The following is a 13,374-nucleotide window of genomic DNA, read 5'->3' as shown; positions in this document are numbered from 1 at the left end:
GCAACAACTCCAACCGCTTCATCGACCTCGCGCCGTGGGACGACAGCCTCGGCAAGCTGCCCAGCAAGGTCGTGCTGAGCTCGTGGGGCTACCAGCTGCGCCTCGACAGCGTCGACACCTCCCGGATGCAGCAGTTCGTGGACACGTTCCGGCACTCGAAGAAGTACACCCCCGAGTACGGCTCGGCGGCGGACGGGATCCCGGTGCAGACCGGTGGCCAGCCGGTGAAGTACGGGAGCAAGTTCGCCAACCCGTCCGGCACCGTGAACGGCCAGGGCATGTAGCCGATGGCCGATGCCGCCGACGCGGCCACCGGCGCACGCTCGCTGCCGCTGGTGTTCGAGGCGCCGCGCGGGCGGGGCAAGCCGCCCCGTCACCTCGCCGACCTCGCGCCCGACGAGCGGGTGGTGGTCGTCGAGGAGCTCGGCCTGCCCCGGTTCCGGGCCCGCCAGCTCTCCACTCACTACTTCGGCCGCCTGGTCGACGACCCTGCCGAGATGACCGACCTGCCCGCCGCCCAGCGGGCACAGCTGGTCGCGGGCATGCTGCCGGCCCTGCTCACCCCGGTGCGCACGCTCGAGGCGGACCGCGGCACCACCCGCAAGACGCTGTGGCGGCTCTTCGACGGCGCGCTGGTCGAGTCGGTGCTGATGCGTTACCCCGACCGGGTCACGATGTGCGTCTCGAGCCAGGCCGGCTGCGGGATGGCCTGCCCGTTCTGCGCCACCGGCCAGGGCGGCCTGCAGCGCAACATGTCGACCGCCGAGATCGTCGAGCAGGTCGTAGCGGGCGCCCGCGCGCTGCACCGCGGCGAGGTGCCCGGCGGCCCGGCCCGCGTCTCCAACGTCGTCTTCATGGGCATGGGGGAGCCGCTGGCCAACTACAAGGCGGTGGTCGCGGCGGTACGACGCCTCACCGCGCCCGCGCCCGAGGGGCTGGGCATGAGCGCCCGCGGCATCACCGTCTCCACGGTCGGTCTGGTCCCACGGATCAAGCAGCTGGCCACCGAGGGCATCCCGGTCACCCTCGCACTGTCGCTGCACGCGCCCGACGACGAGCTGCGCAACGAGCTGGTCCCGATCAACACCCGGTTCTCGGTCGCCGAGACCGTGGACGCGGCGTACGAGTACTTCGCCAAGACCGGCCGGCGGGTCTCGATCGAGTACGCCATGATGCGCGACATCAACGATCAGGCCTGGCGGGCCGACCTGCTCGCCGACGTGCTGCGCGAGCGCGGGCACGGCTGGGTGCACGTCAACCTGATCCCGCTCAACCCCACGCCGGGGTCGAAGTGGACGGCCAGCGACCCGGCCGACGAGCGCGAGTTCGTCCGTCGGCTGGAGGCACGTGGCGTGCCGACGACGGTCCGCGACACTCGTGGCCGCGAGATCGACGGAGCCTGCGGCCAGCTCGCCGCCGTCGAGGGCTGACGCGGGCCGCCTTCCCAAAGTGTCACCGTGACACTTTGGGCATGGAGTGACAGTTGTGAAGTGTCACCCTCGGCGCGAACTGTCACCGTGACACTTTGGGGAGGCCGAGCCAAGCCGAGCCAAGCCGAGCCAAGCCGAGCCAAGCCGAGCTGCCATATCATCGCCCGATGATCCCCGCCGAGCTCGTCGCCTCCGAGACGGCGGCCTGGGTGTGGTACCCGCCGGACGCGGAGATCGTGGAGGACGACGACCTCCTGCTGGTGCGGTGGCCCGAGCACTTCGGCCAGCCGCCGAGCCTGGTCCGCATCGACCCCGCCGCCGACCCCGAGCGGGTCCTCGCAGTCGCGGCCGAGCAGACCCGGGTCTGGGGCGCCAACCGGGTGACGGTCCCGGTGATGCTGGCCGCGCCCACCGGCCTGGAGGAGCTCCTGCTCAGTCGAGGTGCGACGCCGTACGAGACCGTCGACGTGCTGGCCGCGGACTTGACCGGTCCCGGCCCGCTGCTCGACGCCCCGGACGGCATCGAGCTGTGGTGGCAACTCAACGTCCGGACCGTGCTGGACGGCGCCGGGGTCGCCCTGGAAGCGTTCGGGGAGGGCGCGATCCCGGACGAGGCGACCGCACGAGAGCTCGCCCGGCTCAACGCAGCCGACCTCGACGCCGGCGTCGGCACCTCCCTGGTCGCCTACCTCGACTCCCGGCCGGTCGGAACCGCCGGGGTCACCGTCGTGGGGTGGACCGCCCGGCTGTGGGGCGGTGCGGTCGTGCCCGCCGCGCGCGGACGCGGCGTCTACCGGGCCATGCTGCAGGCGCGGCTCGACCTCGCCGTCGAGCGCGGCGCCACCATGGCGCTGGTCAAGGGCCGGGTGGCCACCAGCGGCCCGATCCTGCGCCGCGCCGGCTTCCAGGCGTACGGCGAGGAGCGCAGCTACCGGCTGCCTGTCGCGTAACCGCTCACGCGACATTCACCGCGCGGCCACCTGGGCCTCGGCCACCGGTCGGACGGCCCCGTCACCGTCGAGACATGACGGTGATCGAGCTTCCCCGGGCCACCACCGACCGGCCGGACCGGCTTCGCGTGCTGGTGGTCAGCGAGTCCTTCCTGCCCCAGGTCAACGGCGTCACCAACTCGGTACGGCGCGTGCTGGAGCACCTGTCCGCCGAGGGGCACCAGGCGGAGCTGGTGGCGCCCACCGGACCTTCGACGTACGCCGGCTTCGCGGTCACCCGAGCCCGCGGCGCCAACCTGTGGTTCTACAAGGACTTCCGGATCGGGCTCGAGACGCGCCGCCGGCTGCGCGGGGTGATGCAACGCTTCCGTCCCGACGTGGTCCACATCGCCTCGCCCGCGACGCTCGGCTACCAGGCCGCCCGGGTGGCCCGCGAGGAAGGCATCCCCAGCGTGGCGATCTACCAGACCGACCTGGTCGGGTTCGCCGAGCGCTACGAGCAGCGGTTCGGCCTGACCGGCGGTGCCCGGGCGATGGCGGCGCTGACCCGTCGCATCCACCTCGGTGTCGACCTCACCCTGGCCCCGAGCACGGCCAGCCTCACCCAGCTCGACAAGCTCGGCGTCCCGCGCACGGCGCTGTGGCCGCGCGGCGTGGACGTCGAGACGTTCCACCCCTCTCGGGTCGACCACGAGCTGCGTGGCATGGTCGCGCCGCAAGGCCAGGTCGTCGTCGGGTACGTCGGCCGCCTGGCCGCCGAGAAGGAGCTCGGCCTGTTGACCCATCTGGCCCGCGACGACCGCTACGCGCTGGTCCTCGTCGGCGGAGGCCCCGAGGAGCAGCGTCTGCGCGGGCTGCTCCCCGGGGCCCACTTCCTCGGCGTCCTGCACGGCGACCAGCTCGGGGCCGCCTACGCCTCGCTGGACGTGTTCGTCCACACCGGGCGGCACGAGACGTTCTGCCAGTCGGCACAGGAGGCGCTCGCCTCCGGCGTACCGGTGGTGGCACCGCGCTCCGGTGGTCCGGTCGACATCGTCGACGACGGCATCACCGGGCTGCTCTACCGACCCGGCGACGGCGAGGACCTGTGTCGCAGCGTGGGCTACCTGGCCGACGACGCCGTACTCCGGCGGACCATGGGCCGGGCGGCCAGGATGGCGGTGCAGGGCCGGTCGTGGCAGGCGATCAACGCGCGGTTGGTGGAGCACTACCGGGCCGTGATCGATGAGCGCCGGGCGCGCTGGCCGCTCAGCGCCTGAGCAGCGCGTCGATCTCGTCCAGGCCGTCGACGAGGTGGACGTGACCCTCCATCGCGCGGCCCCGGGCCAGGGTCCGCAGCAGCGGCCACGCCGGGAAGGTCTCGGTCCAGTAACGGCTGCCCAGCAGGATCATCGGCGCCACCGTCTCGGGAGTGGCGTAGTAGTTCTCGCAGGCGTCCTGGAAGATCTCCTGCACCGTGCCGGCGGCGCCGGGCAGGAAGACGATCCCGGCATCGCAGATCTCGAGCAGGATCGCCTCGCGAGTGGCGTTGCGGAAGTACTTCGCGATCGCGTCGCAGAACACGTTGGGCGGCTCGTGCCCGTAGAACCAGGTGGGGATCCCCAGCGAGGTCGCCCGCGGCCGGTCGGCGTACTGCTCCCGGACGGCGAGCGCGAGCGTCGACCAGTCCTGGATCGAGGGCTTGAATCCGGGCACCGCGGCCAGGCGGCTGCACGCCTCGGCCACCGTCTCCCGGGGGTACGACGCCAGCCACGCCCCGAGGTTGGCCGCCTCCATCGCCCCGGGCCCGCCGCCGGTGGCGACCACGTGGGTGGAGCTCAGGGCGTGGCCCAGCCGGGCCGCTTCGGCGTACTGGACCGTGCCGCGGCCCGCGTCGTGCCCGCCCATCACGCCGACGATGTGCCGACCCTCGATCCAGGCGTCGAGCGCCTCGTCGATGGCGAAGTCGTGCAGCGCCCGGACCCGGGCGCGGTCGTGGTCGCGCGGCTGCCGGGACCAGGCGTAGGCCCGGGCGTCGAGCGAGTCGGCGTAGTCGGGGGCGTCGTAGAGGTCGGCGGGCGCGTAGAGCCGGGTGCGGTCGGGGTCGACGGGGGCCTGTGGCGTGGGCGCCGCCACCGGGGCCGGCCGGTGGCGGACATGGCGTCGAGTCACGGCGCGATGCTAGACCGGCGGCGCGCCGCCGCCCCCTGCCCGGGGTCGTCGGTGGCGGGCAGTAGGTTCTGCCCCGTGAGATCTGCTGGTGTGCTCGTGACGTCGCTGGCTCTGCTGGTAGGGGCCGGTGTGGCCGCCCCCGCGCTGGCCGCCCCCGCTCCTGCCCGGGTGCCGGTCGCGGACGGTCACGACTCCTACTTCCCCGAGGACGGCAACCGCGGCATCGACGTACAGCGGTACAAGATCGCCGACGCCTACGACTTCGCCAGCGGCCGGCTGAGCGGCACCACCACGCTCACGGTCACCGCGACCCAGGCGCTCTCGGTCTTCGACCTCGACCTGCTGCTGCCGGTCAGCGCTGTCAGCGTCGACGGGCAGAGCGCGGCGTTCAGCAAGCCGGACGCGCACGAGCTGCGGATCACGCCGCCCAGCCCGATCGGCCGGGGTCAGGACTTCAAGGTCACCGTCACCTACGCCGGAGCCCCCGGCGACCTGTGCTGGCAGGGCGAGTGCGACTGGCTGGCGGACAGGCACGAGGTCGTCACCATGAACGAGCCGCACATGGCGGCCTGGTGGTTCCCGGCAGACGACACCCCGGCCGACGCGGCGAAGATGGACATCAGCATCACCGTGCCGGCCGACGACCAGGTGATCGCCAACGGCCGCCAGATCAGCCGTACCGTCGATGCCGGCCTGGCGACCACCCGGTGGAAGGCGCGCGATCCGATGGCGCCGTACCTGGCGTTCTTCGCCGCCGGGCACTTCACCGTCAGCAAGGGCCGCAGCCACGGCCTGCCCTGGCTGGTGGCGGTCTCCGACCAGCTCTCGACCGTCGACCGCAACTCCGCGCTGCGACTGATGCGCAAGACGCCCTCGATCGTCTCCTGGCTCTCCCAGCGACTGGGCCGCTACCCGTTCGAGACCGTCGGGGGCCTGACCACCAAGCTCGACCCCGGTTTCGCCCTGGAGAACCAGACCCGCCCGACCTACCCCATGCTCGACGACGAGCAGACGGTCACGGTGGTGCACGAACTGGCGCACCAGTGGTTCGGCGACTCGGTCCGGCTGGCGAAGTGGCGCGACGTCTGGCTCAACGAGGGCTTTGCGACGTTCCTGGAGTGGTACTGGACCGAGACCCACGGCGGTCCGCCGGCCGAGGAGCATCTGCTGGACGACTATGCGCAGCTGTCCGGCAGCTTCTGGCGCACCCGGGTCGACGACCCGGGTGCGGCCCACCTGTGGGACACCGCCGTCTACGAGCGCGGCGCCATGGCCCTCCAGGCGCTGCGTACCCGCGTCGGTGACAAGGTGTTCTGGCGGATCCTGCGCGGCTGGGCCGCCACCCGGGCGGGCAAGACCGGCACCACTGCGCAGTTCGAGAAGTACGCCGCCAAGGTCGCCCACCAGCACCTCGCGGGCTTCTTCAATGCGTGGGTGCACCACCGCACCCGCCCCGCGATGACCGCCGCCAACGGCCTGGCCCCGGCCGAATAGGTCGAGGTCACCCCACGGCCCCGTCGAGAAGTCACTTTCGGCGGGTTCAGAGGTCACCTTTGGCGCGTTCAATGTCCCGGCTGACCTCTCGACGGGCCGAAACTGACCTCTCAACCGAGGAGCGGGGAGACGGCGCGGGCGATGAGGGACGGCCGGCCGGTGAGTCGCTCCTCGGTGTCGGCGAGGGTCATCGCGCGCAGCCCGGCGTTGACCCCCAGCCAACGCAGCGGCTCGGGCTCCCAGGCGGGGGAGCGGTGTCCGACCCAGGGCAGCGCGGTCAACTCCGAGGGGATGCCCAGGATCAGGTCGCGGAGCGTGCGACCGGCGAGGTTGGTGGTCGAGACACCGTCCCCGACGTAGCCGCCGGCCCAGGCCAGCCCGTTCTCCGGATCGAGCCCGACCGAGGCGCACCAGTCCCGCGGCACGCCGAGAGCGCCGCCCCACGCGTGCGTGAACGCGACACCGGTCAGCGCCGGGAAGAGGTCCACGACCGCCTCCCGGAGTCGGGCGAAGACCCGCTCGTCGCGTTCGTGTCGCGGGTCGACCCGCGAGCGGAACGGGTACGGCGCCCCGCGCCCGCCGAAGACCAGCCGGTCGTCGGCGGTGCGCTGCCCGTAGACGATCAGGTGCCGGTGGTCGCTGAACGTCTCGCGCCGCTCCAGCCCGATCTCGGCCCACAGCGACCCCGACAGCGGCGCGGTCGCGACGATGAGCGAGTAGACCGGGGCCAGCGCCCGGCCGAACCCCGGCAGCGCCGCGGTGTAGCCCTCGGTCGCCCGGACCACGACGTCGGCAGTGACGATGCCGTGCGCGGTCGAGACCCGGTGCGGCTCGATCGCGGTGACCCGGGTGAGCTCGTGGAGCGCGACGCCGTACCGCTCGACGGCGGTGGCCAGCCCACGCACCAGCTTGGCGGGGTGCAGGGCCGCGCAGTCGGGCGTGTACGTCGCCCCGAGCACGCCGCTGGCCCGCACCCGCGCGAGCGCCTCCTCACGGGAGAGCAGGATGAGGCCGTCGAGGCCCCAGCCCGCCGCGCTCTCGACCTCTGCCCGGGCGCGGGCGAGCTGGGCCGCGCTGCGGGCGAGCACGATGGTGCCGCCCTTGGCGATGTCGGCACCGATGCCCTCCGCCGTGGCGACCGATACCACCTCGTCCACCGAGGCCCGCATCGCGGCATGCTGTGCCAACGCGGCCGAGCGCGAGGACATCGCGGCGAGGGTGTCCAGCGAAGCGGGGAAGAGCGCCGAGCACCAGCCGCCGTTGCGGCCCGAGGCGCCGAAGCCGGCCGTCTTCGCCTCCAGCACCACGATCCGCAGGTCGGGCCGGGCGAGCGCCAGATAGTAGGCGGTCCACAGCCCGGTGAAGCCGGCGCCCACGATCGCGACGTCGCAGGAGACGTCGCCCGGCAGCGGGGGCCGCGGCGTCCAGGCGCCGGCGGTCTCGTGCCACAGCGAGGGAGGGGTCAACGCACGCCCCAGGCGTAGGACTGCTTGTGCAGCTTGAGGTACATGAAGGTCTCGGTGCCGGCCACGCCGGGCACGGTGCGGATCTGCTGCGAGATCAGCTCCAGCAGGTCCTCGTCGCTGACCGCCACGACCTCCACGAGCAGGTCGTAGGTGCCGGCGGTGACCACCACGTAGTCGACCGCGTCGAGCTCGGCGAGCGCGTCGGCCACCGGCTCGATCGGGCCGTCGACGCGGATGCCGATCATCGCCTGCCGGGCGAAGCCGAGCTCGAGCGGGTCGGTGACCGCCACGACCTGCATCACCCCGCCGTCGATGAGCCGCTGCACCCGCTGCCGCACCGCGGCCTCGGAGAGGTCGACCTCCTTGCCGATCGCGGCGTAGGAGCGGCGACCGTCCTGTTGGAGCTGCTCGATGATCGCCTTGCTCTTCTCGTCCAACAGCGGGGCGTCGGTGGTGCGCTTGCGGGTCATGGCCGCAAGTGTTCCGTCGTACCCGCCGAATGGCAACGACCGACAAGGGCGGTTCACGAGCGAATCAGTCGCCAGGAGCCGTCTCTACGACGGGGTTCGTTGCAACAGCGTTACTTCTCTGCGGAGGTGCTTGTTCATCGAGCCATCCGCGTGGCACGATCCAGTCCATCCCACGAGCGGAGCAGGAGGGGGTTCGTGTGGCCGAGACACCACGGCGGGGACTGAGCCGTCGTACCGTCCTGAAGGGCGTCGGAGGCGTGGCGTTCGCGGGCGTGGGCATCGGCGTGCTCCCGCTGTTCTCCACGCCGGATCGGCACCAGAACCCGCTCCAGTGCCGGGCCCGCGACGTCTCGGCGACGGACAAGCGGTTCACGATCAGCACCTGGACCGAGTACATCGACACCGACGGCAAGCACTACACCTCGACGCTGACGGCGTTCGAGAAGCACTTCGGGGTGCGGGTCAACTACCGCACCGACGTCACCGACAACGTCATCTTCTTCAACAAGGTGGTCAACCAGCTCGGGTCATGTACGCCGACCGGCCGCGACATGTTCGTCCTCACCGACTGGATGGCGGCGCGGATGATCCAGATGGGCTGGCTGCAGCCGATGGACCCGGCGAAGGTGCCCAACCTGCACCAGAACATCATCTCCTCGCTCAAGGCCCCCAGCTGGGATCCCGAGCGCAAGTACTCCGCGCCGTGGCAGGCCGGCTTCACCGGCATCGGCTACAACGCCAAGTTCCTGCCGAACCCGCCGCGCACCATCAAGGAGCTGCTCACCCGCCCCGACCTGCGCGGCAAGGTGGCGGTGCTGACCGAGATGCGCGACACGATGGGGCTGGTGCTGCTCGGCCTGGGCTACGACCCCGAGCGGTTCACCCCGGCGCAGTGGCACGAGGCGATCGACTTCCTGGAGAAGGCCAAGGCCAGCGGGCAGATCCGGGCCTTCTCGGGCCAGGAGTACACCGACGACCTCACCGCCGGGAACACCTACGCCTGCATCGCATGGTCCGGTGACATGGCGGCCTCGGCCGACCCGAACTCGAAGTTCCTCATCCCCGAGGAGGGGATGATGATCTGGTCGGACAACATGCTCATCCCGAACATGGCCAGCCACACGGCGATCGCCGAGGAATGGGTGAACTGGTACTACGAGCCCGAGAACGCCGCGAAGCTGGCCGACTACAACTACTACGTCAGCCCCGTGCAGGGGATCGAGCCGTACATCAAGGACCTCGACCCGCACGTGCTCAAGCATCCCGAGCTGGCCAACCTGATCCTGCCGAACGACGACTACCTCAAGCAGACGCATGGCTTCATGGCGCTGTCGGAGGCCCAGATCCGCGACTACGAAGGAGACTTCTCCCATGTCTCAGGCGTCTGAGCCGAGTCAGGTCCGCCGGGACCTGCGGCTGACCGAGGTCGAGAAGACCTACGCGAACGGCTTCACCGCCGTTCACCCGCTCGACCTGGTGGTGCCGCGGGGCAGCTTCTTCGCGCTGCTGGGGCCCTCCGGCTGCGGCAAGACCACCACCCTGCGGATGATCGCCGGCCTGGACATGCCCACCGCCGGCCGGATCGAGATCGGCGATGCCGACATCACCTACGAGAAGCCCTACCGCCGGCCGGTCAACACCGTCTTCCAGAACTACGCACTCTTCCCCCACCTGAGCATCGCCGAGAACGTCGCCTTCGGCCTGCGCCGGCGCGGCGTCAAGGACCCCGCCAAGCAGGTCGCGGACATGCTGGACCTGGTGGAGCTGGGCAGCCAGCGCGACAAGCGGCCGGCCCAGCTCTCCGGCGGCCAGCAGCAGCGGGTGGCGCTGGCTCGGGCGCTGATCAACCAGCCCGAGGTGCTTCTGCTCGACGAGCCCCTGGGCGCGCTCGACCTGAAGCTGCGCCGCTCCATGCAGCTGGAGCTCAAGGGCATCCAGACCGAGGTCGGCCTGACCTTCGTGCACGTCACCCACGACCAGGAGGAGGCCATGACGATGGCCGACACCATCGCGGTGATGAACGCCGGCCGGGTCGAGCAGATGGGCTCCCCGGCCGAGCTCTACGACAACCCGAAGACGACCTTCGTGGCGAACTTCCTCGGCCAGTCCAACCTGATCGAGGGGACCGTGGTCGGCAAGGACACCCTCGCCGGCAAGCCGGTGGTCAAGGTGGACATGCAGGGCACCGTGGTCTCCATTCCGGAGGACCGTGCCCACGTCAGCAGCGGCGCCGGCTGGGTCGGCATCCGCCCGGAGAAGGTGTTGGTGGCGCCGGCGGGGGAGCAGATCGACGCCCCCGGCAACCACTTCACCGGCGGCATCGTCGTCGACGCCAGCTTCATCGGCGTCTCCACGCAGTACGTGATCGAGACCGCCTGGGGCCAGACCATCAGCGCGTTCGAGCAGAACACCGGCATCCGCGGCGTGATGCCGCCCGGCACCCGGGTCGACTTCTCGTGGCGGCCGGAGTTCGCCTTCCTGCTCGACGCCAGCCAGGACGTCACCGCCGGGACCGTCGCGCCCGAGGAGGAGTGATGCGCAACCGGCGGCTATTGCCGTACTGGCTCCTCCTGCCGGCCGGGATCTGGCTGGTCCTGTTCTTCCTGATCCCGTTCCTGTCGCTGGTCGCCACCAGCCTCTACGACCCGAACGGGTCGGTGCTCACCGGCTACCACGTCACCTGGCACGTGCAGAACTTCGGCCACGTGATCACGACGTACGGCGCGCACCTGTGGCGCTCGTTCTGGTGGGCACTGATCGCCACCGTGCTCTGCCTGGTGCTCGGCTACGCGCTCGCCTACACCATCGCGTTCAAGACCGGGCGGTGGAAGAACATCGTGCTGGTGATGGTGATCGCGCCGTTCTTCACCAGCTTCCTGATCCGCACCGATGCCTGGAAGCTGATCCTGGCCGACCGCGGCTGGGTGGTGCAGGCGCTGCAGCACCTGCACCTGATCGCCGGTGACGGCCGCGTCTTGGCCACTCCGGTGGCGGCGATCGCCGGTCTGACCTACAACTATCTGCCGTTCGCGATCCTGCCGCTCTACACCAGCATCGAGAAGGTGGACCTGCGGCTGATCGAGGCGGCCGGCGACCTCTACGCCAGCCCGCTGCGGGCCTTCACTCGGGTCACCCTGCCGCTGACCATGCCCGGCGTGGTCAGCGCGACGCTGCTGACGTTCATCCCGGCGATGGGCGACTACATCAACGCCCAGCTGCTGGGCAGCACCAACGACCGGGTGATCGGCTCGGATATCCAGTCCCTGTTCACCACCACCCAGGACTACGCCTCCGCGGGTGCGCTGTCGGTGATCCTGCTGGCGCTGATCCTGGTGATGACGCTGTACTACGTCCGCCGCTCCGGAACGGAGGAGCTGCTGTGAGCGCCGTCTGGACCCCCTCGCCGGCGACCGCCGAGGAGCAGAAGCCGGTCAGCCTGGTCGCCGGCGTCCAGCTCGGCCGGGTGCTCTCGGGGCTGGCCGCGATCGGCCTGGTGGCCGCCGCGGTCGGGCTCTCGATCCGGCGCTACCACGTCGAGCACACGTCCCTGAACGTCGCCGGGCCGGCCTTCGCCGTGTTCGTGCTCGTCCTGCTCGCGCTCGCGGCCGCCGCGGTCCTCGGCGTACGCGCCGGCGGCAGGACGCTGCGCGACGACACCGGCGCACGCGATCAGCTCTTCGGGCTGGGTGCGGCGGCGGTGGTGATCGGGCTGGTCGTCACCATCCGGCTGCTGAGCGTCGGGCAGACGCTGGCCGGCGCGATCGGAGTGGTCTGGCTGGTCGCGAGCGTGACCTCGCTCGGCCTGATGTCCACGCCGTCCGCCAACGTCTGGCTGGCCGGACGCTCACCGGGCCGTAACGTGCTGGCCTGGATCCGGGCCAACCTGCTGCTGTTCATCGGCCTGCTGGTGATGGCCTACCTCTACATTCCCAACGTCGTGGTCGCGGCGATGAGCTTCAACCACGAGGTCGGCAAGCACACCACCTACCAGTGGTACGGCTTCAGCTTCTCCAACTGGACCCACATGTGCGCCCCGGCACAGATGTGCGGCTCGGTGGTGACCAGCCTGTGGATCGGTGTGGTGGCGACGGTGGTCGCGACCCTGTTCGGCACGTTGGCGGCGTTCGCGCTGATGCGCCACCAGTTCGCCGGCCGCAGCGCCACCAACACGGTGCTGTTCCTGCCGATGGCGACGCCCGACATCGTGATGGGATCCTCGCTGCTGGCGTTCTTCGTCGCGCTGCGGATGGGCGGCCACCTCGGCCACGTCACGATCATCATCGCGCACGTGATGTTCTGCCTGTCCTACGTCGTGGTCACCGTCAAGGCCCGTCTGGCGGGCATGGACTCCACCCTCCAGCAGGCCGCGATGGACCTGTACGCCGACGAGCGCCAGACGTTCTGGAAGGTGACCCTGCCGCTGGTCTTCCCCGGCATCCTGGCCGCGTCGCTGCTGGCGTTCAGCCTCTCCTTCGACGACTTCATCATCACCAACCTCAACGCCGGCACGGTGACGACGTTCCCGATCTTCGTGTGGGGTGCGGCGCTGCGCGGCCTGCCGATGCAGGTCAACGTGATCGGCACGCTGATGTTCGTGCTGGCCATCGTGCTGGTGGTCGCCGCCGACATCGTGGGCCGGAGCAGGTCCAGGGGACGGGCCTGATGCATCCCACCCTCCGCGACGCCAGGACTGAGGTCTACTGGCTGGCCGACCCCGCACGCCCCGCACGGCTGCCGGCGCTGGCCGACGCGGTCAGCGCCGACCTGGCGGTGGTGGGCGGCGGCTACACCGGGCTGTGGACGGCGCTGCTGGCCGCGGAGCGGGGGCTCGACGTCGTACTCCTGGAGGGGGAGGGGTGCGGCGACGGCGCCTCCGGTCGCAACGGCGGCTTCGTGCACCCGTCGCTGACCCATGGGTTCGGCAACGGTCTGGCGCGCTGGCCCGAGGAGATCGACGAGCTGGACCGGCTCGGGCTGCGCAACCTCACCGAGATCGGCGAGACGATCGAGCGGCTCGGCATCGACTGCGACTGGCACGTCGGCGGCGAGATGGACGTGGCACTCTCCGAGCCGGAGCTGCGCGAGCTGCGCGCGGAGTACGACGCCATGCGCGCCCGCGGGCTGGCCGTGGAGTGGTTCGACCGGGGCCGGCTCGGTCTGGCCAGCCCGATGGTCCTGGCCGGGATGCTGGAGCGACACGTCGGCCTGGTCGAGCCCGCTCGGCTGGCCTGGGGCCTGCGCGCGGCCTGCCTGGCGGCGGGGGTGCGGATCTTCGAGTCCACCTGGGGGAGCGGGCTGCGCGAGGCGGGGGCGGGCGTGGAGGTGACCACGCCCGGCGGCAGCGTCGCGGCCGCGCGGGTGGCGCTGGCCACGAACGCGCGCCGGCCGCTGCTGCGCCGCGTCCGCCGCCGGA

13 protein-coding genes are annotated in these 13,374 nt (G+C 71.2%); 10 read left to right on the top strand and 3 right to left on the bottom strand.

The genetic code is table 11. From position 1 onward, the window contains the following. The 4 genes from VHA72_RS02215 to VHA72_RS02200 form a co-directional block, all read left to right on the top strand. On the top strand, positions 1-284 hold a 284-nt coding region (locus tag VHA72_RS02215), incomplete at its 5' end, for a DUF3105 domain-containing protein (protein WP_325572815.1). A 3-nt stretch (positions 285-287) separates the two neighbouring features. Further along, positions 288-1,430 (top strand): dual-specificity RNA methyltransferase RlmN, encoded by a 1,143-nt coding sequence (gene rlmN, locus VHA72_RS02210; protein WP_325572814.1) that lies wholly within the window; start codon positions 288-290, stop codon positions 1,428-1,430. A 167-nt stretch (positions 1,431-1,597) separates the two neighbouring features. Further along, entirely contained in the window at positions 1,598-2,380 is a 783-nt protein-coding gene (locus VHA72_RS02205; RefSeq protein ID WP_325572813.1) for a GNAT family N-acetyltransferase, read from the top strand. Positions 2,381-2,454: 74 nt separating this feature from the next. Then, positions 2,455-3,639, top strand: coding sequence for a glycosyltransferase family 4 protein (locus tag VHA72_RS02200; RefSeq protein ID WP_325572812.1), 1,185 nt, complete (start codon positions 2,455-2,457; stop codon positions 3,637-3,639). Here the strand turns inward: VHA72_RS02200 and VHA72_RS02195 are convergent. Continuing rightward, positions 3,629-4,531, bottom strand: a complete 903-nt coding sequence (locus VHA72_RS02195; protein WP_325572811.1) for an LOG family protein — start codon at positions 4,529-4,531, stop codon at positions 3,629-3,631. The two genes, VHA72_RS02200 and VHA72_RS02195, sit on opposite strands and share 11 nt — an antisense overlap. 75 nt (positions 4,532-4,606) lie before the next feature. Here VHA72_RS02195 and VHA72_RS02190 point away from each other — a divergent pair, with 75 nt between their 5' ends. Beyond that, the gene (locus VHA72_RS02190) at positions 4,607-6,025 is read left to right on the top strand and encodes a M1 family metallopeptidase (protein WP_325572810.1); all 1,419 of its coding nucleotides are present in this window, start codon (positions 4,607-4,609) and stop codon (positions 6,023-6,025) included. A gap of 110 nt (positions 6,026-6,135) precedes the next feature. On the opposite strand, the gene VHA72_RS02185 is transcribed toward VHA72_RS02190, so the two are convergent. Both VHA72_RS02185 and VHA72_RS02180 read right to left on the bottom strand, forming a co-directional pair. Then, positions 6,136-7,491 (bottom strand): NAD(P)/FAD-dependent oxidoreductase, encoded by a 1,356-nt coding sequence (locus VHA72_RS02185; protein ID WP_325572809.1) that lies wholly within the window; start codon positions 7,489-7,491, stop codon positions 6,136-6,138. Beyond that, positions 7,488-7,961 (bottom strand): Lrp/AsnC family transcriptional regulator, encoded by a 474-nt coding sequence (locus tag VHA72_RS02180; RefSeq protein WP_325572808.1) that lies wholly within the window; start codon positions 7,959-7,961, stop codon positions 7,488-7,490. Before VHA72_RS02180 ends, VHA72_RS02185 begins: the two co-directional genes overlap by 4 nt. 197 nt (positions 7,962-8,158) lie before the next feature. On the opposite strand from VHA72_RS02180, the gene VHA72_RS02175 reads away from it, so the two are divergent. The 5 genes from VHA72_RS02175 to VHA72_RS02155 all read left to right on the top strand — a co-directional run. Then, entirely contained in the window at positions 8,159-9,349 is a 1,191-nt protein-coding gene (locus tag VHA72_RS02175; protein WP_325572807.1) for a polyamine ABC transporter substrate-binding protein, read from the top strand. Next, entirely contained in the window at positions 9,333-10,496 is a 1,164-nt protein-coding gene (locus VHA72_RS02170; protein ID WP_325572806.1) for an ABC transporter ATP-binding protein, read from the top strand. Before VHA72_RS02175 ends, VHA72_RS02170 begins: the two co-directional genes overlap by 17 nt. Next, a complete protein-coding gene (locus VHA72_RS02165; RefSeq protein WP_325572805.1) occupies positions 10,496-11,344 on the top strand; it encodes an ABC transporter permease in 849 nt (282 codons plus the stop codon). The genes VHA72_RS02170 and VHA72_RS02165 overlap by 1 nt, the downstream gene beginning before the upstream one ends. After that, on the top strand, positions 11,341-12,624 hold the full coding sequence (locus VHA72_RS02160) for an ABC transporter permease (protein WP_325572804.1): 1,284 nt from the start codon (positions 11,341-11,343) through the stop codon (positions 12,622-12,624). The genes VHA72_RS02165 and VHA72_RS02160 overlap by 4 nt, the downstream gene beginning before the upstream one ends. Next, the coding region (locus VHA72_RS02155) for an NAD(P)/FAD-dependent oxidoreductase (RefSeq protein ID WP_325572803.1) at positions 12,624-13,374 on the top strand (751 nt) is incomplete at its 3' end. The genes VHA72_RS02160 and VHA72_RS02155, both read left to right, overlap by 1 nt.

The organism is Nocardioides sp., from assembly GCF_035547795.1.
Lineage (GTDB): Bacteria > Actinomycetota > Actinomycetes > Propionibacteriales > Nocardioidaceae > Nocardioides.
The sequence above is the reverse complement of the archived record's forward strand: the minus strand, read 5'-3'. Positions and strand labels throughout refer to the sequence as shown.

What these genes read in the sequence shown, in the direction of transcription:
- VHA72_RS02165 (WP_325572805.1), top strand. Translation starts at nt 10,496, where the DNA reads ATGCGCAACCGGCGGCTATTGCCGTACTGGCTCCTCCTGCCGGCCGGG.
- rlmN (WP_325572814.1), top strand. Translation starts at nt 288, where the DNA reads ATGGCCGATGCCGCCGACGCGGCCACCGGCGCACGCTCGCTGCCGCTG.
- VHA72_RS02205 (WP_325572813.1), top strand. Translation starts at nt 1,598, where the DNA reads ATGATCCCCGCCGAGCTCGTCGCCTCCGAGACGGCGGCCTGGGTGTGG.
- VHA72_RS02170 (WP_325572806.1), top strand. Translation starts at nt 9,333, where the DNA reads ATGTCTCAGGCGTCTGAGCCGAGTCAGGTCCGCCGGGACCTGCGGCTG.
- VHA72_RS02200 (WP_325572812.1), top strand. Translation starts at nt 2,455, where the DNA reads ATGACGGTGATCGAGCTTCCCCGGGCCACCACCGACCGGCCGGACCGG.
- VHA72_RS02180 (WP_325572808.1), bottom strand. Translation starts at nt 7,961, where the DNA reads ATGACCCGCAAGCGCACCACCGACGCCCCGCTGTTGGACGAGAAGAGC.